Source organism: Mesorhizobium sp. B4-1-4 (assembly GCF_006439395.2).
Taxonomy (GTDB): Bacteria; Pseudomonadota; Alphaproteobacteria; order Rhizobiales; family Rhizobiaceae; genus Mesorhizobium.
Window position 1 is genome coordinate 2,438,448 of sequence record NZ_CP083950.1, and the last position, 17,412, is coordinate 2,455,859.

Here is a 17,412-nt window from a genome sequence, read left to right on the forward strand (position 1 = left end):
CTCCTCAGCCGGCAGACCCGTCTTTCAGGGTTGCCAAAGGAAGCCTCGACCTGAATGGCGGCGCCGTCAAGGCACGGCAAATCGGAACAATCGTGCCGCCAAAACCTATCGAGAAAGCGGACCGGCTTCGACACGATGTGGGACAGGATTTACGGCGGCCTCCATCAACGCGGCGAGGACCGCACCTTCATGAAGGCTGGTCGAGAAACTCGCGGCGACGAACTCAAGTGTGGAATCGTGGAACGTTAGGATGAAATGCCGATAGCCGGAGAACAGCTCCGGCGCATGGGACGAGTGAACCCGATTTGCCCTTTCAAGAGATTCGATCCAGGACGAATTGACGACTTCGAACGCGGAATAGGGCTGCAAACCCAATACATGCAACCGATGCCCACTGATCGTTTCGTCGTTCGGCGGTCCAAATTGCAACGCCAGATAGGGATCTGCCGCCAGTATAACGACGGTCTGGTTGCCGGTTGCAGCAGAAACCGATCGCGGGTTTGTGCCATCGAATGACGGGCCCGGGATGTTGGCCAGGTAGGCTATGAGCAGCCTGCCTTCATCCGCAAATACATGAGGCAGCGGCGCGCCGGCGCTCGACGGCGGCATCGCGATCGGCCGCAAAGTCTCGGCTTTCGACATCTAATGATCGTCGCCAGGCAATATCTTTCCCGGATTCATGATGTTTTGCGGGTCGAGCGCTTGCTTGATCGTGCGCATGATGTCGACACCATGGCCGAGTTCGTGGCGCAGGAAGCCGATCTTGCCCTGGCCGATGCCGTGCTCGCCGGTGCAGGTGCCGTCCATGGCGATCGCCCGCATGTTGAGCCGCGCGACGAATTTTTCCGACAACGCGATCTCTTGGGGATCGTTGACATCCATCAGCACCAACACGTGAAAATTGCCGTCGCCGGCATGGCCGACGATCGGCGCGATCAATCCCATTTCGGCGATGTCGGCTTCTGTCTCGGTGACGCATTCGGCAAAACGCGAGATCGGCACGCAGACATCGGTTGAAAGCCCCTTGGCGCCCGGGCGCAGCGTCAACGACGACCAGTAGGCGTCATGTCTGGCCTTCCACAGTTTGGAGCGTTCCTCGGCGACGCTGGTCCACAGGAACGGGCCGCCGCCATTCTCTTCGGCGATCATGCCGAAAGTCTCGGCCTGTTCGGCGACCCCGGCATCGCTGCCATGGAACTCGACGAACAGGCAAGGGCTCTCGGGATAGTCGAGCTTGGAATAATTCTTCATCGCCCGCATCTGCAGCGCGTTGACCAGTTCGATGCGCGCCACGGGAATGCCCATCTGAATGGTCGCGATGACCGCGTTGCAGGCTGCCTCGACGCTCGGAAACGGGCAGACACCGCCGGAGATCGCCTGCGGAATGCCTTTGCAGCTTGAGCGTCAGCGAGGTGATGATGCCGAGCGTGCCTTCCGAGCCGACCAGCAGCCGCGTCAGATCGTAGCCGGCCGAGCTCTTCTTCGCCCGCTTGCCGGTCGTCACCGTCTCACCGTCTGCCATCACCGCCGTCAGCGACAGCACGTTTTCGCGCATCGTGCCGTAGCGCACCGCATTGGTGCCGGAGGCCCGCGTCGCCGCCATGCCGCCCAGCGAGGCATTGGCGCCCGGATCGATCGGGAAGAACAGCCCGGTGTCGCGCAGATGCCGGTTCAGATCCTCACGCGTCACGCCAGGCTCGACCGTGCAGTCGAGATCCGGCGGATTGACCGCAAGGATGCGGTTCATGCGTGACGTATCGACCGATATGCCGCCACCGGGCGCGTTGGTATGGCCTTCCAGCGACGAGCCGACGCCGAAGGCAATCACCGGCACGCGGTGCGCGGCGCAAGCGCGCACGATCTCCTGCACCTCGGCCGTGGTCTCCGGGAAAGCGACACCGTCCGGCGCTTGCGTCGGAATATAGGTGGTGGTGTGCGCATGCTGCGAGCGGATAGCCTGGCCGGTCTGGAAGCGCTCGCCCAGCCGCTGCTTGAGGATGCCAAGCACCGCCGCGATGCCTTCCTCGTTGCGCTCGACCGGATTGAGGTCGCTCAGAGCCATGAACTCCTCCGCTAATGGACCAGTGCCCACGCTTGTCATGCGATTATGGATGCGTAGTCTCACCAGCCCCGCTGTGTCCAGCGCCAGAACAAGGAAGTTTCGATGCCCATCCCCGCCCCCTTCGTCTCCAGGCCCATGGATATCGAGAAGGATTGGATCGACTACAACGGCCATCTCAACATGGCCTATTACAACGTGCTGTTCGACCGCTGTTCGGACGAGGCCTTCGAGGCGATGGGCATGGGCCTGGATTACGTGAAAGAGCGGCGACTCACTATCTACACGGCCGAAGTCCATGTCTGCTACGTGCAGGAACTGCATCTGGACCACAAGGTCAGGGTCTCCTTCCAGCTCATCGACCATGACGAGAAGCGGCTCAGGGCCTACCAGGAAATCCGCCATGTCGACGGCTGGCTCGCCGCCACGTCCGAGACCCTGTCGCTGCATGTCGACATGGCGGGGCCGAAGGTGGCACCCTTCCCCGCCGATGTGCTGGCCAGGATCGAAGCCATGCGCGCCGCCCATTCGGCCCTGCCCATGCCCGAGCGCGCGGGCCGCTCGATCGGCATCAAGCGCAAGTAGGGCGAGGGCGATATCCGTCCAACTCCCGAACGGCGAGGCGACCCGGGTCTGACTTCAAAGCCACACCCGAAACTCAAAATCGCCGAACCTCTGATGTCCGCTGGCACCGGTGCTTGAAGCGGCTCCGGACCCACGTTAACCTTACCGAGGTTTTAACGGGAACAAGCCAATTGAGACGTTGAACGACTCAGCGGAGCGGTCGAAAACGATCCGCATCGAGTTGCGATACGGGCGGCGGGGCAAAGCCGGTTCGAGGGACGTGCATGAAAACCGACATCAAGGTCGAGGTGGACAGGCTGGCCGCTGATCCGCGCATAACGGATTATGATTTCTGGCGTTCGCTCAAGAACGTCGACAACGAAATCTTCCACATCGCCAATAACAACGAGCCGATTCCGTTCGACATGATCCGCTGGCGCAGCATTTTAAAGCGCGCCCGCCTGAAGCGCGGCCACGCCTGACGCCGGCGAGCCGGCCCGAGGCTGATGCCATTCGTCACAGCCGCCCCGCGGAAACATCCGATAACCTCGCGCTATTTCACGGCGATCGCCGGATCGCCGCCAGAGGCGAACGCGCGGTCACCGGCGACGACTGGATGATGGCCGTGTTCGTCATCGCATAGGGGATGATGCGGTCGATCACCCGTTCGAGTTCGGCGACCGAGCCGACATGCGCCAGGGCGATGAAGCAGTCCTCGCCGGTCACCCGGTCGCATTGCGCGATTTCGGGCAGTTCGCGAATGATCTCGGCCACGACGGACAATTGTCCCGGCACCGGCCGGATGCGCAGCCACGCCGACAGCTTCAGCCCAAGGGCCGCGGGATTGATCCTCACCGAATAGCCTTCGATCACGCCGTTCTCCTGCAGCCGCTTGATGCGCTCGGCGACGCTGGGCGCCGACAGACCGACCGAGCGCGCAAGCTCCGCCGTGCTGGCGCGTGCGTCCTTTTCCAAGAGGCGCAGGATCTTCATGTCCGCCGCATCAAGATCGATATTTTCAATCCGAAGGCGCTTCATTGAAATCTCCTTGCTTCTAGTGACGAAAACGGCCAGATAATCGACCATTCTCCATATAAACTGGGAAAACCGCCTGCGATACTGATCCGATGGACGATCAAGCGCAAGCTTCAGCCGCCAGCCCTGCCCTCGGTCGCCACCTGCCCGGCAGCCTGGCGGCAAAACTGCCGCCGCATGTCTGGTTCGGTGTCAGCGCCGTCTTCCACTATCTCGGACCGGCCTTCGCCGTGCTGCTTTTCCCGCATGTCGGCGTGCTCGGCATGGCATGGCTGCGCATCGCCAGCGCGGCGCTGATTTTTGCGCCGCTGACGCGCCCATGGCGGAGCTTCGCCCGCGCCGATCGCCCAACCCGCCTGCTGTTGCTGGCCTTCGGCACCTGCCTGGCGGTGATGAACTGTTCGTTCTACCTGGCGCTTGACCGACTGCCGATCTCGCTGGTGGCGGCGATCGAATTCGTCGGCACCATCGGCGTCGCGCTGGTCGGCCTCAGAAGCGCTCGCAACCTGGCCGCCCTGGCCGTGGCCGTCAGCGGCACCTTGCTGCTGATCGACGTCAAATGGTCCAGCGATCCTGTCGGGCTGTTCTGGGCCTTCTTCAACGGCGCGCTCTTTGTCGGCTACATCGTTCTTGGCCACCGCGTCGCCCGCGCCGGTGCGGGCGACGGCATAGCGGGCCTCGGCGCCGCCATGACGGTCGCCTTCGTCGTCGTGCTGCCGATCGGCCTCGGAGACGCGCTGCCCGCCTTCTTCTCACCGCTGCTTCTCATTGCAGCCATTGGTGTCGGCATCTGTTCTTCGGTCATTCCCTACATCTGCGATCAGCTTGCCATGTCACGGCTGCCGCGCTCGAGCTTTGCGCTGATGCTATCGCTGCTGCCGGTCACGGCAACGCTGATCGGCGTCATCGTGCTGCGCCAGGTTCCCGGCCTCAGGGATTGCCTCGGCATCGCGCTGGTGGTGGCCGGCGTTGCCTTCCACAAGCCGGCCCCATCAGCCAGGTGACCCGGCCGGCTGCGTGACACTCGCGCTATGCCAGTTTCTGCTTGAGGAAAGCGACAGTCCTGCCCCAGGCGAGATCGGCCGCCTTCTTGTCGTAGCGGGCCGCCGACGTGTCATTGTTGAAGGCATGGTTGGCGCCTTCATAGACATAGACCGTGTACTCGACATGGGCGGCGTCGAGCTCTTTCTTGAAGGCATCGATGCCGGCATTGGTGCGTTTGTCGAGCCCGGCATAGTGCTGCAGCAACGCGGCCTTGATCTTCGAGACATCGGCGGCCTTTGGCTGCATGCCGTAGTAAGCGACGCTGGCGGCGAGATCGGGCGCGTTGACGGCCAGCATGTTCGCGATACCCCCGCCCCAGCAGAAGCCGATGACGCCGACCTTGCCATTGCCGTCCTTGTCGGCCTTGAGGAAGGCGACGGTCGCCACGCCGTCGGCCACGGTCTGCGCGGAGTCCAGTTGAGTGAACATATCGCGCGCCTTGTCCTCGTCGGCGGGTGTGCCGCCGAGCGGTGACAGGAAATCCGGCGCAAGCGCCACGAACCCCTCCAACGCCACGCGCCGGGCGACGTCGCGTATATGCGCGTTGAGCCCCCTGTTTTCATGAATGATGATGATGGTGCCGAGCTTGCCGGCCTGGTTTGCCGGTTTGACCAGATAGCCTTTCATTTCGCCGCCGCTGCCGGGATAGGTGATGTCCTCGCCTTTTATGCGAGGATCGTTGTCGGCGACGATTGCCGCCTGGGCGGAATTGGCAGCCAGAAGCGGCGCGATCGCGGCCGCCGCCGCGCCCGATCCGGCAAGCCTCGTCAGCTGTTCCATGAAGCGCCGGCGATCGAGCGTCAGATGGGTGTATTCGTCATAGGCGTCGATCATCGCCTGGGTAATGACGGGTTTTCCGGTGTTTGCGGATGTCGTCGTCATGGACGCACTCCTCGATCTCGATGCCTCGACTGCCTTGCGGTTGGCAAGATAGGGGCGAGCCTCACATCGTCCAGTCACGGCTCGGTGACACTCCGGTTGCGCGGCTATGGGCGAGCGGCGGGACGATCATCACGTTTTGGTCATCGGCGACAAATCTTGATGGCGCTGCCACAATAGTGGGGGAAACTGAGGAACCGGCCGCCCCATGGGGCGGCCACGGTCCTGAATGGTCCGATCTGAAAGAACACGCCGATGACCATGACCTCGCCAATCCTGGCAACCGCCTTCATGGTTGCCGCAGCCGCCATCCTGGCGATGCGCGCGACCGTTGTCGCCACGAGCTGGAAATCCATGGTCAAGGTTCGCAGCCGCCAGCGCCATCCGGCAAACACCAAAACCTAAGGATGAGGTGAGATCATGAACGTCCAGGATATCGTCAACACCGTTTCTCAAAAGGCAGGCCTCGATCAGGCGACGACAGAGAAAGTCGTCGGCACCATCCTCTCGGTGCTGGAGCACGAGGCCGATGGCACCAGCGCCTCCTCGTTTTTCGCCAAGATCCCCGGCGCCGATGATCTTGCCCACCAATATGACGTCATGGCCGCCGCCCCAGCCGGCGGTGGCGGCTTCCTGTCCTCACTGCAGGGCGCGCTTGGCGGCGTTCTCGGCGAAAAAGCGGGCGCGCTGGTCAACGGCCTCGCCGCGCTCAAGGCATCCGGCCTCGACATGGCGCAGATCCAGAAGGCGGGCGCCACGCTGGTCCAGCAGGCCGAAGCCGCCGCCGGCCCCGATTTGACCAACGAGGTGCTCGGCTCGGTGCCGAGCCTGAAGAGCCATCTGGGGCTTGGCTAAGGCGTTCGACTCGGAAGGCTTTGCGCCGCCCTCATCCGGCTGCCGCCACCTTCTCCCAGTGGAGTGACTGGGGAGAAGGTGCAATTTCAGCCCTGGCGCAATCCCTGCACAACAATTCCGGCAGAACTTGATCGATCACTCGTCCAGCATTGCCTTACTTCGGCAGCGCGTAAGCCATCACATAGTCCCCGGGCTTGGTGCCGACCGAGCCATGGCCGCCGGCGACGATGACCACGAACTGGCGTCCGTCGGCGACCGTATAAGTCATCGGCGTCGACTGCCCGCCGGCCGGCAACCGCGCCCGCCAGAGCTGCTTGCCGGACGTCAGGTCGTAGGCGCGCAGATAGTCGTCGACCGCGGCACCCAGGAAGGCGACGCCACCAGCGGTGATCATCGGCCCGCCGATACCGGGCACGCCGACCCTCAAGGGCAGCGGCAGCGGCGTCATGTCGTAGACCGTGCCGTTGCGGTGCTTATAGGCGATCGCGCCGGTCCTCAGATCGACGCCGGCGACATAGCCCCAGGGCGGCGCCTGGCAGGGAATGCCGAGCGGCGACAGGAACGGTCCCATAACCACCGCGTAGGGAGCGCCCTCATTGCGGTTCAGGCCCTGCTCGCTGCCCTTCGCGTCGCCCGGCGGCGGCACGTCGGCGCGAGGAATAAGTCTGGATGTGAACGCCAGGTAGGTCGGCATGCCGAATATCACCTGCCGCACCGGGTCCACGGCGACCCCGCCCCAGTTGAAGACACCGAAATTGCCGGGATAGATCAGCGATCCCTGTAGGGAGGGCGGCGTGTAGCGGCCTTCATAGCGCAATTTGTGGAAGGCAATCCGGCACGCCAGCTGATCGAACATGGTGATGCCCCACATATCGGCATCGGTCAGCGGCGGCGGGTTGAAGGAGAGGCCCGATGCCGGCTGCGTCGGCGATGTGTGGTCGCCTTCGATGGCGCCACCGGGCGCCGGCATTTCCTTGACCGGTATCATCGGTTCGCCGGTACGCCGGTCGAGCACATAGAGGTCGCCCTGCTTGGTCGGCCCGACCAGCGCCGGCACCACTGTCCCGTCGCCCTTGGTGATGTCGATCAGGCTCGGCTGCGCCGGCACGTCCATGTCCCAGAGGTCGTGGTGCACGGTCTGCCGCACCCATTTCAACTGCCCGGTGTTGAGGTCGAGCGCGGTGATAGAGGAGGAGAATTTCTCGACATTGGCGCTGCGCCCGGCGCCGAGCTGGTCGGGAGTCTGGTTGCCGAGCGGCACATAGAGCAGGCCGAGCTTCTCGTCGGCGCTCGGCGTCGACCACATGTTGGGCGAGTTGGCGGTGTAGGTCTGGCCGGCCGGCAGCGGCGTGGTCTGATCCGGATTGCCGGAATCCCAGTTCCACAGCAATTTGCCGGTGCTCGCATCATAGGCGCGGATGACGCCGGACGGCTCCTGCGTCGAATAATTGTCGTTGACGGCGCCGCCGACGATGATCTTGCCGCCCGCGATCAGCGGTGCCGAGGTCGAATAGTAATAGCCCGACTTCGGGTAAGGCATGCCGGTCAAGAGGTTGAGCGTGCCGCCCTCGGCGAAGGCCGGACAAACCTGCCCATTGGCGGCGTCGAGCGCGATCAGCCGCGCATCCGACGTCGGCAGGTAGACACGGCTTGCGCAAGGCTGGCCGACGGCCCCGGCGGCATCGGCATAGTAGGACACGCCGCGACATGTCTGGTGCTGGCGGTCCTTGTCGAGCTTGATCTTGGGGTCGTAGCGCCATTTCTCCTTGCCGGTCGCCGCATCGATGGCGATGGCGAAATTGTGCGGCGTGCAGATGTAGAGCGTGTCGCCGATCTTAAGCGGCGTCACCTGATAGGTGGTCTCGCCGACATCGTCCGGCCCCTTCACATCGCCGGTGCGGTAGGTCCAGGCCGGCTGCAGATTGGCGACATTGTCCGGTGTGATCTGATCGAGCGGCGAGTAACGCTGGCCGAACTGCGTGCGGCCATAGAAGTGCCACTCGCCGGCCGGCACGTCGCCGCCAAGATTGGCATTGGGGATCACCTTGTCGGTGTCGAGCGCGCCGCCGATGTCCTTCGGGTCCGCGGTCATCGAATAGCCGGCCACCGCCAGCGATGCCAGCACGGCCAGGATCAGCGGCGCGCGCCCGTCAGGCCCGGCAAGGCCGCGCCTCGCCCAGGGCGTCAGAAGCCACAGCGCCACCAGCACGATGATGCCGCCGCGCGGGCCGAGTTCCCACCAGTCGAAGCCGGTTTCCCAGACCGCCCAGGCCAAAGTGCAGAGCACGATCGCCGCGTAAAGCCACAGGGAGGTGGTCCGGCGTCGGTAGAGCAGCCAGGCGGTGATCAGGAAGGCGAGGCCTGCAATGATGTAATACCAACTGCCGCCCAGCGAAGCCAACCAGATGCCGCCCGCGCCGAGCGCCAGGCCGATGAGGAAGAGGATGAGGGAGGTGATGGTGACAGCCAAGATGATACTCCTTCGACTGTTGCTCGCCAGTGAGGCGGCCATGGGCAATGTCCCTGCCCTTTGTTCAGCTTTCCCTCACCCGCTCCGCCTGTCAAGCTGGCCCACACGCCAAGGTGGCAATCCATCTTGCCATAAGCAGGCCGGTAACATTCGCGAGAAAGCCGAAAAGCGGATCATGGAAAATACTGCTTTCGCGTGTCGCGACTTGTCGCTTGATGATCTCGGCCTTTACGAAGCTTTCCTGGCCTCACCTGCCGGTAGCCACTATTACGACCAGATGCAGGTCGCTCTGGGCGCGGCGATAACCGACGAGGCGCGTGCGCTAGGGCAGCGATTTTTCGTCGCTCTCGGCTACCGCAAGGCCTGAGCGGCGTTCTCGGCACTTTACCGGGAACAAAACGTAGACAGTTCTGGTCTTTCGCCACCGAATCACTACATTCGGGGGAGATGTCCGGCTTTTCCGAAGACATGCCCTTTTTCGACGAACCCAATGCGCGGCCCTCGGCCCCGTCGGGCATTGCCGCGCGCGCCATGGCCGCCCGCGGCGGTCATAACAACGCGCCCGACTATCTCAGGGGATTGAACCCCGAGCAGCGGCTGGCGGTGGAAACCACCGAGGGCCCGGTTCTGGTGCTGGCCGGCGCCGGTACCGGCAAGACGCGCGTCCTGACCACCCGCATCGCCCACATCCTCGCAACCGGCAAGGCCTTCCCGTCGCAGATCCTGGCCGTGACCTTCACCAACAAGGCCGCGCGCGAGATGAAGCAGCGCATCGGCATCCTGATCGGCGAAGGCAATGTCGAGGGCATGCCCTGGCTCGGCACCTTCCATTCGATCGGCGTGAAGCTGCTGCGCCGTCACGCCGAACTCGCGGGGTTGCGTTCCGATTTCACCATTCTCGACACGGACGACGTCGTGCGGCTGATCAAGCAGTTGATCCAGGCCGAAGGCCTGGACGACAAGCGCTGGCCGGCCAAACAGTTCGCCCAGATGATCGACGGCTGGAAGAACAAGGGGCAAGGTCCGGCCGATATCGCCGAGGGCGACGCGCGCAGCTTCGCCAATGGCAAGGGCCGCGAACTCTACAAGGCCTATCAGGAGCGGCTGCGGACGCTGAACGCCTGCGATTTCGGCGACCTGCTCTGCCACCCGATACGCATCTTCCGCGCCAATCCGGACGTGCTGAAGGAATACCACAAGCGCTTCAAATACATCCTCGTCGACGAATACCAGGACACCAACACAGCCCAGTACATGTGGCTGCGCCTGTTGGCGCAAAGGCCGCAGGTTTCGCGCACACCCCCGACAAGCGATCTCCAATCGGCCGAGGGCCGCAAGCCCGACCGGGCGTCCGAGCCGTTGCGAGGCCCGCGCGGAGGGCCCGCGCCGGCAGGCGCGGAACAGCCCGTGAGCGATAACAAAGTCAACATCTGCTGCGTCGGCGACGACGACCAGTCCATCTACGGCTGGCGCGGCGCCGAGGTCGACAACATCCTGCGCTTCGACAAGGATTTTCCCGGCGCCACCATCATCCGGCTGGAGCGCAACTACCGCTCGACCGCGCATATCCTCGGCGCCGCCTCCCACCTCATCGCCCACAATGAGGGCCGCTTCGGCAAGACGCTGTTCACCGACCGTGACGATCCCGAGGACGGCAAGGTCAATGTGCACGCGGCCTGGGATTCCGAGGAGGAAGCCCGCGCCATCGGCGAGACCATCGAGGCCTACCAGCGTCAGAAGCACAATCTCAACGATATGGCGATCCTGGTCCGCGCCTCCTTCCAGATGCGCGCCTTCGAAGACCGCTTCATCACGCTCGGTCTCAATTACCGCGTCATCGGCGGTCCGCGCTTCTACGAGCGCATGGAAATCCGCGACGCGCTGGCCTTCTTCCGCGTCGTTGCCAATGGTACCGACGACCTTGCCTTCGAGCGTATCGTCAACGTCCCCAAGCGGGGACTCGGCGAGGCCACCATCCGCCAGATCCATGACACGGCGCGCGCGCTGCGCATCCCGATGCTGGAGGCTGCGGCGACTTTGGCCGAAAGCGACGAGCTGAAGCCGAAGCCCCGCGCCGCTTTGCGCGAAGTGGCCGCCAATTTCGAACGCTGGCAGAAGGCGCTGGAAAACAAGCCGCACACCGAGCTTGCCGAGACCATTCTCGAAGAGAGCGGCTACACCGACATGTGGAAGAACGACCGTTCGGTCGAGGCGCCCGGCCGGTTGGAGAACCTCAAGGAACTGATCCGCTCGATGGAGGAGTACGAGTCGCTGCGCTCCTTCCTCGAACATGTCGCGCTGGTCATGGATGCCGAGCAGAATGCCGACCAGGACGCCGTCAGCATCATGACGCTGCATTCGGCCAAGGGCCTCGAATTCGAGACCGTCTTCCTGCCCGGCTGGGAGGAAGGCCTCTTTCCCCATCAACGCGCGCTCGACGAGGGCGGCCGCTCCGGGCTGGAGGAAGAGCGGCGGCTGGCCTATGTCGGCCTGACACGGGCCAAGAAGAACCTGCACCTCTGGTTCGTCTCCAACCGCCTCATCCATGGCCTGTGGCAATCGACCATCCCGTCGCGCTTCCTTGAGGAACTGCCGGAAGCCCATGTCGAGATCGCCGAAGCCGGCAACTCCTATGGCGGCTACGGCAATCCCTATGGCGGCGGTTCCTTCGCGTCGGGCCGTGGCGGCAAAGGGGCAGGAAGGCAGAATCCCTACGGCGCCTCGCGCTTCGACAATATCGGCGGCAACGCCAGCGGCACGGAAAAATCCGGCGCCTTCTCCAACACCTACTCGACGCCCGGCTGGCAGCGCGCCCAGGCCAACCGCACCGAGGCGACCGACCGCAACTGGGGCACGCGCTCCGGTCATCAGGTCGAGCGCATCGGCTATGGCGAGACCGATTCCGGCTACGGCGCCGGCCGCACGAGCGTGAAAGGCCGCACCATCGACGGCGAACTGGTCGCCAAATCCGTCGCCGACAAGCCGTCGCCCTTCAGCGTCGGCGACCGTGTCTTCCACCAGAAATTCGGCAACGGCAACATTTCGGCCATCGAAGGCAACAAGCTGACCATCGACTTCGACAAGGCCGGCCAGAAACGCGTGCTGGACGGGTTCGTCGCGGCGGTGTGAGTTCTACCAGCCCGGTCTGGCCGTAGCCCCTCAGTCCACCTTCTTCTCGCCCCGCTCGCCGGCCTTCACGATATCGCCCGTCGTGAACAGGATTTCCTTCAGTTCCGCCCGCCAGTCCTGCTTCTGGCGCAGCAGGAATTCGAGATCCATGCCGAAATGCTTGAATTCCTCGCTCTGGGCGTTCTGCATGATCGCCTTGGCTTGAGGGTCTTTTTCCACCGACATGCGCTGTTCGTACCAGCTGATCGCTTCCGCCTCCTCGATCAGCGAGGTAATCATGCGGGCGAAGGTCCGCACCTGCTGCGACAGTTCTTCTGGCGGTTCGTGATACTGGTCGAAACCCATGTCGTCCTCCGTGGTTAGTCCCAGTGAATGCCCGGGAACGGCGCCGGTTCCGCATCATCGTTGCAATTCGGTCAGCGCCCTCTCCAGCGGTGCCGTCGATATTTGGATCGGGCCGGAAAATGCCAGATCCATGTCGAAGATCAGGTAGATCGCCCCGGCAATCATGGCTGCCGACACCACGTAGGTGCCGATGGTGATCGCGTTTCGCGGTGCCCTGAAGCCGAAACCGGCGAAGATCAGCACCAGCCAGGCAACCAGCATCACAATCAGCGCCACGGGGATCGTACTCTCCGACTGCTCGATCAGAACCCAACGTAGTTCCGTCACCTTCTGCAGATGCTGGCGGGCATCTTGCAGCAAGGCGCTATGCGCGTCATCCGCCGGTATCGGCGCACTCAGCCTATTGCCGATCTCAATGAGCAGGTGCTCCGATAGCCGGTTGGCGTCGATTGGCGTTTCATGGGTCGGCGAGTCCTGACGCGTCACGCGCTGCACATAGATGTCAAGAGGCTGGCGCACCACGTCGGTCTCAGGCCCGTATTGGCGGAGCGACCGGTCGAGAAGGATCATTTCGGTCGCATAGGCGTGCACGTTGCGGTCGATCGATTCGTAGGTGTTCCTGGCCGAGTTGATCATCAGTCCGAGCATCAGCGACGTCATGACCCCGAACAGATTGGCGGTGAGCCGAACCACGGTGTTCGTATCGTCGTCGCGATGTTTGGCCGGCAATGTCGGCCAGATCGCCATGCTGGCGAACGCCGCCGCCACAAGGCATAGGAAGATCACCAATGCGATCAACGCTTCGCGCATCCGCTCATTTCTGCACGGCATGCGCCAATTGCCAATGGCAAGACACTGGTCACACAGCGAAAGTTGCGACTCCGTCAGGCGTTTCTCGTATCTCTGGTGTCTTACGACACCGGTGCTGCTCCGCCTTCCTCGGTGCGCCGCGCGATGAACTCGTCAAGCGCGCCCGACGTGGCCACCGCCGTCGCCGGCGGCTCGAAATCGGCGAGGATGCGTTTCCATATGCCTGTGGCGCGTTCCGTGGCGGTCTTTGATCCGCTTTGTGTCCAGTTGCCGAAGTTCGACCAGTCGGCCACCAGCGGCTCGTAGAAGGCGGTGCGGTAGCGCGCCATGGTATGGCCAGCCGAGAAGAAATGGCCCCCCGGCTGAACCTCGGCAATCGCCTCGAAGCCGATGGAATCGCTGTCGCCGGGCGTCGCAGCGCAAAGTTCGGCGATCGTCTGCAGGGCTTCGACATCGGTGACCAGCTTCTCCAGCGAGACGCTCAAGCCTCCCTCCAGCCAGCCGGCCGCGTGGATGCAGACGGTGGCGCCGGCTAGCACCGAGCCCCACAAGGCGAACTGCGTCTCATGCGCCGCCTGCGCGTCCGAGATGTTGGCGGCACTGCCGCCGCCGGACCGCCAGGGAAGTCCGGTGAAACGGGCCAGCTGGCCAGCGCCGAGCGTCGCCTTGATGTGCTCGGGCGTGCCGAAGGCCGGCGCTCCGGACTTCATGTCGACATTGGAGGAGAAGGAGCCATAGACCACCGGCGCGCCGGGCCGCACGATCTGCGCCAGCGTCAAGCCGGCCAGGGCTTCGGCATGCTGCAGCGCCAGCGCGCCGGCCACCGTGATCGGCGCCATCGCCCCCGCCAGGCAGAACGGCGTGATGATCGAGACCTGGCCCGCCCTGGCGAAATCGATGATGCCTTGCGCCATCGGTATGTCGAGCTGGCGCGGCGAGTTGGTGTTGATGACGGTGTAGCACCAGGCATTCGACTGAAATTCGTCCCGCGACAGGCCGCGCGCCAGCCTGACCATCTCGAAACTGTCATCGACCTGCGGCGTGCCGCGCGCGAACACGAAGGGGAACTTGTCGGACAGCGTCAGCTGCGCGCGGTTGACGGCATAGTGACGGAAACGATTGTCGACGTCCTGCGGCTCGACGCAGGGCCCCAGCATGTGCAGCACGTCGAAATGCTGCACCATCTTGATGAACTCCTCGAAGGCCTCGAGCGTGCCGGGCCGCCGGCCCCGTACGAGGTCGGTGACGTTGGGCGCGCCGGAGCCGGCCAGGAACGTCATCGAACCCAGTTCGAGGGACAGGTCGCGGGCACGCGCGCCGGCATGGGCATGGATCGATCGCGGCGCGGAGGCCAGCGCCGCCGCCACCATGTCGCGCCCGATGCGCACCATGTCGGTGTCCGGATCGACCAGAGCGCCGGCGCGAGCGAAATAGTCGCGCGCCTGCGGCAGCAGCACCTTGATGCCGAGCTCTTCCAGCACCCGCAGCGCCGTGTCGTGGATCGCCGCGACCTGGTCATCCGAAAAGATCGGCTGCGGCAGGAACGGGTTCTTCAGCGACCGGTAATTCGGCCGGCGGCTGCTTTCGCTGCCGGCCTCGCCTGTCCGTCCACGCCGGCGTTCGCGCCTGCTGTCTCGTGCCGCGTCATCGACCATCGAAAATCCTCCTCATTGCCGCATCGCCTTGCCCGAGGGATCATAGGGCGAGGCCGCGATGACCCGCGCCGGCCGCTCGACGCCGACAATGTGCACCGAAAGCGTCGTCCCCTCCTCGGCAAAACCGTCGTCAACCAACGCCAACGCGACGCTCTTGCCGATCGTGTAGCCAAAGCCGCCCGAGGTGACGAAGCCGACGCGGCGGCCGTCGCGCCACACCGGCTCGAAGCCGCTGGCGTCGGCATCGACGGCGTCGATCTCCAGCGTCACGATCCGCTGCGAGGTGCCCGCCTCGCGCTCCCTCAGCGCCGCGTCGCTGCCGACGAAATCGCCCTTGTCGAAAGCGATGAAGCGGTCGAGTCCGGTCTGCCTGGGCGTGTAGCCTTGCGTGAATTCGCGTGACCAGATGCCGAAGCTTTTCTCCAGCCGCAATGCATTGAGCGCGTAGTAGCCGACCTCCACCAGGCCAAGGTCCTCGCCGGCGGCCAGCAGCGTCTGGCGCAGCGTCGCGTGCATGGCCACTGGGCAGCTGATCTCGAAGCCGAGTTCGCCAGCAATGGAAAGGCGGGCAACCCGTGCACGCACCATGCCGATGTCGAACGCGCCGCAGGCCATGAACGGCAGCGCTGCCGCCGACACATCCTGATGCGTGGTGCGTTCCAGAATCTTGCGCGCATTCGGCCCCGTCAGCAGGAAGCCGCTCATGGCGTCCGAAATGTCGGTGACCGTAACGTCCTCTCGCGCCTGGCTCTCGAACCAGCGCATGTGGAATTCGCGCAGGTAGTAAGAGCCCATCAGCCAATAGTCACCACCGCCCCAGTTGATCACGGTGAGGTCGCCCTTCAAGCGCCCGTCCGGCCCGAGCATCGGCGCCAGCCGCGCCTGCCCGGGCTTTGGCAACCTGCACGCCAGCAGCCGGTCGAGCCACGCCTGCGCGCCAGCTCCCGAAATCTCGTACCGCGAGTAGGCCGAGATATCGATGAGACCCGCCGCACGCCGCACCTGCAGCGCCTCGTCGCCGACAATGTCGAAGGCGTTGGAACGTTTGAGCGTGGTGTTCTCGCGAAACCCCATCGGCGCGAAATAGGCCGGGATTTCCAGCCCCCATGAGGCCGTCCATTCGCAGCCCGCGGCAGCCATGCCGTCATAGGCGCCCGGGCGTTTCAGAGGCCGGCCGGCTGGCAGCCGCTCATTGGGAAAGGTCATGACGAAACGGCGCGAATAGAACTGGCGCGTCGTCTGCTTGAGATATTCGCGGTTGGCGGCGAAGGCGCCGTAGCGGGCAATGTCCATGCCGAAAATGTCGGCCTGCGGCTCGCCGAAAATCATCCATTCGGCCAGCGATTTGCCGACGCCACCGCCCTGGCTGAAGCCGGCCATGACGCCGCAGGCGACCCAGTAGTTCTTCAAGCCGCGCACCGGTCCGACGATCGGATTGCCGTCCGGCGTGAAGGTAAAGGCGCCATTGACCCATTTGCGGATGCCGGCCGTTGCAAGGCACGGGAAGCGCTCATGCGCCTTGGCGAGTTCCGGGCTGATACGGTCTATGTCTTCCGGGATCAGTTCGATGCCGTAGTCCCATGGCGCGCCATCCATGTTCCAGTGCTTCGGATTCTGCTCGTAAACGCCGAGCAGCACGCCCTTGCGCTCCTGGCGCAGGTAGGAGAAGCCGTCGAGGTCGACGGCGATGCCGATTTCCCTGTCGAGCGCCGCGATCTCGGGAATATCCTCGGTGACGAAATAATGGTGCTCCATCGGCGTCACCGGCAGGTCGACACCGGCCATGCGGCCGAGCTGCTTTGCCCACAAGCCGCCGGCATTGACGACATGCTCGGCGACGATTGTGCCCTGCTCGGTGACGACGTCCCAATGCCCATCGGCGCGAGACTTCAGCTCGACCACACGGTTGCGCAGGATGACGTCGGCACCGCGCTTCCTGGCGGCGCCCGCATAGGCATGCGTCGTGCCATAGGGATCGAGATGGCCCTCGTTGGAATCGTGCAGGCCGCCGAGCACGCCGGCGACATCGACGATCGGGCAGATCTCCCTGATCTCTTCCGGCGTCACCAGCCGCGCGGTTTCGATGCCCACAGACTGGAACACCGCCCAGGCCGACTTCAGCCATTCCCAGCGGGCGGGATCGCTGGCGATGTTGACGCCGCCGGTCATGTGCAGGCCGATTTCCTGGCCGGATTCGGCCTCGATCTCGCGGTAGAGGTTGATGGTGTAATCCTGCAGCGCCGCGACGTTGGGATCGGCGTTGAGCGCATGGAAACCGGCCGCGGCGTGCCAGGTAGAGCCCGCGGTCAGCTCGGCACGCTCGATCAGCGCCACATCCGGCCAGCCGAACCGCGTCAGATGGTAGAGCACCGAAGCGCCGACCACCCCACCTCCGATGACCACTGCGCGATAATGCGGCTTCAAGGCCTTCCCTCCGATCTGTCCGAAGCCGGCACCATATACGCACTGGACATAAGTGTCTAGTACGCTGAATGCGCCCGATGCAGATCAAGCCTCTCGCGCTATCCCGCCTTTCATCGGTGCATGAAACGCCGGCAGGGATGCGC

The 17,412-nt window shown here is 64.1% G+C and carries 15 protein-coding genes and 1 pseudogene; 7 read left to right on the forward strand and 9 right to left on the reverse strand.

What is annotated here, in order from left to right:
* Positions 1 to 105 precede the first annotated feature (105 nt).
* Positions 106 to 642 carry a hypothetical protein gene (locus tag FJW03_RS11870; RefSeq protein WP_140765247.1) on the reverse strand — a complete coding sequence of 179 codons (537 nt, stop codon included), beginning with the start codon at positions 640 to 642 and terminating at the stop codon, positions 106 to 108.
* A pseudogene (locus FJW03_RS11875) lies at positions 643 to 2,062 on the reverse strand (FAD-binding oxidoreductase).
* Positions 2,063 to 2,164: 102 nt separating this feature from the next.
* Between FJW03_RS11875 and FJW03_RS11880 the strand changes: the two are divergent.
* Both FJW03_RS11880 and FJW03_RS11885 read left to right on the forward strand, forming a co-directional pair.
* Complete coding sequence (locus FJW03_RS11880) at positions 2,165 to 2,644, forward strand: thioesterase family protein (protein WP_140765245.1); 480 nt, start codon at positions 2,165 to 2,167, stop codon at positions 2,642 to 2,644.
* A gap of 263 nt (positions 2,645 to 2,907) precedes the next feature.
* Positions 2,908 to 3,105, forward strand: a complete 198-nt coding sequence (locus FJW03_RS11885) for a hypothetical protein (RefSeq protein ID WP_013894716.1) — start codon at positions 2,908 to 2,910, stop codon at positions 3,103 to 3,105.
* A gap of 76 nt (positions 3,106 to 3,181) precedes the next feature.
* On the opposite strand, the gene FJW03_RS11890 is transcribed toward FJW03_RS11885, so the two are convergent.
* Entirely contained in the window at positions 3,182 to 3,661 is a 480-nt protein-coding gene (locus tag FJW03_RS11890; RefSeq protein ID WP_140765243.1) for an Lrp/AsnC family transcriptional regulator, read from the reverse strand.
* An 89-nt stretch (positions 3,662 to 3,750) separates the two neighbouring features.
* Between FJW03_RS11890 and FJW03_RS11895 the strand changes: the two genes are divergently transcribed.
* The gene (locus FJW03_RS11895; RefSeq protein ID WP_140765241.1) at positions 3,751 to 4,662 is read left to right on the forward strand and encodes an EamA family transporter; all 912 of its coding nucleotides are present in this window, start codon (positions 3,751 to 3,753) and stop codon (positions 4,660 to 4,662) included.
* 25 nt (positions 4,663 to 4,687) lie between these two features.
* Here the strand turns inward: FJW03_RS11895 and FJW03_RS11900 are convergent, their stop codons facing one another.
* Positions 4,688 to 5,584, reverse strand: a complete 897-nt coding sequence (locus FJW03_RS11900; RefSeq protein WP_140765239.1) for a dienelactone hydrolase family protein — start codon at positions 5,582 to 5,584, stop codon at positions 4,688 to 4,690.
* Positions 5,585 to 5,836: 252 nt separating this feature from the next.
* Between FJW03_RS11900 and FJW03_RS11905 the strand changes: the two genes are divergently transcribed.
* On the forward strand, positions 5,837 to 5,986 hold the full coding sequence (locus FJW03_RS11905) for a hypothetical protein (protein ID WP_181173272.1): 150 nt from the start codon (positions 5,837 to 5,839) through the stop codon (positions 5,984 to 5,986).
* Between the two features lie 15 nt (positions 5,987 to 6,001).
* Complete coding sequence (locus tag FJW03_RS11910; protein ID WP_140607970.1) at positions 6,002 to 6,436, forward strand: hypothetical protein; 435 nt, start codon at positions 6,002 to 6,004, stop codon at positions 6,434 to 6,436.
* A gap of 154 nt (positions 6,437 to 6,590) precedes the next feature.
* On the opposite strand, the gene FJW03_RS11915 is transcribed toward FJW03_RS11910, so the two are convergent.
* Positions 6,591 to 8,906, reverse strand: coding sequence for a glucose/quinate/shikimate family membrane-bound PQQ-dependent dehydrogenase (locus FJW03_RS11915; protein ID WP_140765237.1), 2,316 nt, complete (start codon positions 8,904 to 8,906; stop codon positions 6,591 to 6,593).
* Between FJW03_RS11915 and FJW03_RS11920 the strand changes: the two genes are divergently transcribed.
* Both FJW03_RS11920 and FJW03_RS11925 read left to right on the forward strand, forming a co-directional pair.
* Positions 8,893 to 9,273 (forward strand): hypothetical protein, encoded by a 381-nt coding sequence (locus FJW03_RS11920; RefSeq protein ID WP_226890749.1) that lies wholly within the window; start codon positions 8,893 to 8,895, stop codon positions 9,271 to 9,273. The genes FJW03_RS11915 and FJW03_RS11920 overlap by 14 nt on opposite strands.
* 80 nt (positions 9,274 to 9,353) lie before the next feature.
* The gene (locus FJW03_RS11925) at positions 9,354 to 12,035 is read left to right on the forward strand and encodes an ATP-dependent helicase (RefSeq protein ID WP_140765235.1); all 2,682 of its coding nucleotides are present in this window, start codon (positions 9,354 to 9,356) and stop codon (positions 12,033 to 12,035) included.
* Between the two features lie 30 nt (positions 12,036 to 12,065).
* Here FJW03_RS11925 and FJW03_RS11930 read toward each other — a convergent pair whose 3' ends face one another.
* The 4 genes from FJW03_RS11930 to FJW03_RS11945 all read right to left on the reverse strand — a co-directional run bounded on the left by FJW03_RS11930 (position 12,066) and on the right by FJW03_RS11945 (position 17,269).
* Positions 12,066 to 12,380, reverse strand: coding sequence for a hypothetical protein (locus tag FJW03_RS11930; protein ID WP_140765234.1), 315 nt, complete (start codon positions 12,378 to 12,380; stop codon positions 12,066 to 12,068).
* 54 nt (positions 12,381 to 12,434) lie between these two features.
* Positions 12,435 to 13,190 carry a DUF4239 domain-containing protein gene (locus FJW03_RS11935; protein ID WP_140765232.1) on the reverse strand — a complete coding sequence of 252 codons (756 nt, stop codon included), beginning with the start codon at positions 13,188 to 13,190 and terminating at the stop codon, positions 12,435 to 12,437.
* A 101-nt stretch (positions 13,191 to 13,291) separates the two neighbouring features.
* On the reverse strand, positions 13,292 to 14,845 hold the full coding sequence (locus FJW03_RS11940; protein WP_140765230.1) for a trimethylamine methyltransferase family protein: 1,554 nt from the start codon (positions 14,843 to 14,845) through the stop codon (positions 13,292 to 13,294).
* A gap of 12 nt (positions 14,846 to 14,857) precedes the next feature.
* On the reverse strand, positions 14,858 to 17,269 hold the full coding sequence (locus FJW03_RS11945; RefSeq protein WP_140765228.1) for a GcvT family protein: 2,412 nt from the start codon (positions 17,267 to 17,269) through the stop codon (positions 14,858 to 14,860).
* Positions 17,270 to 17,412 lie beyond the last annotated feature (143 nt).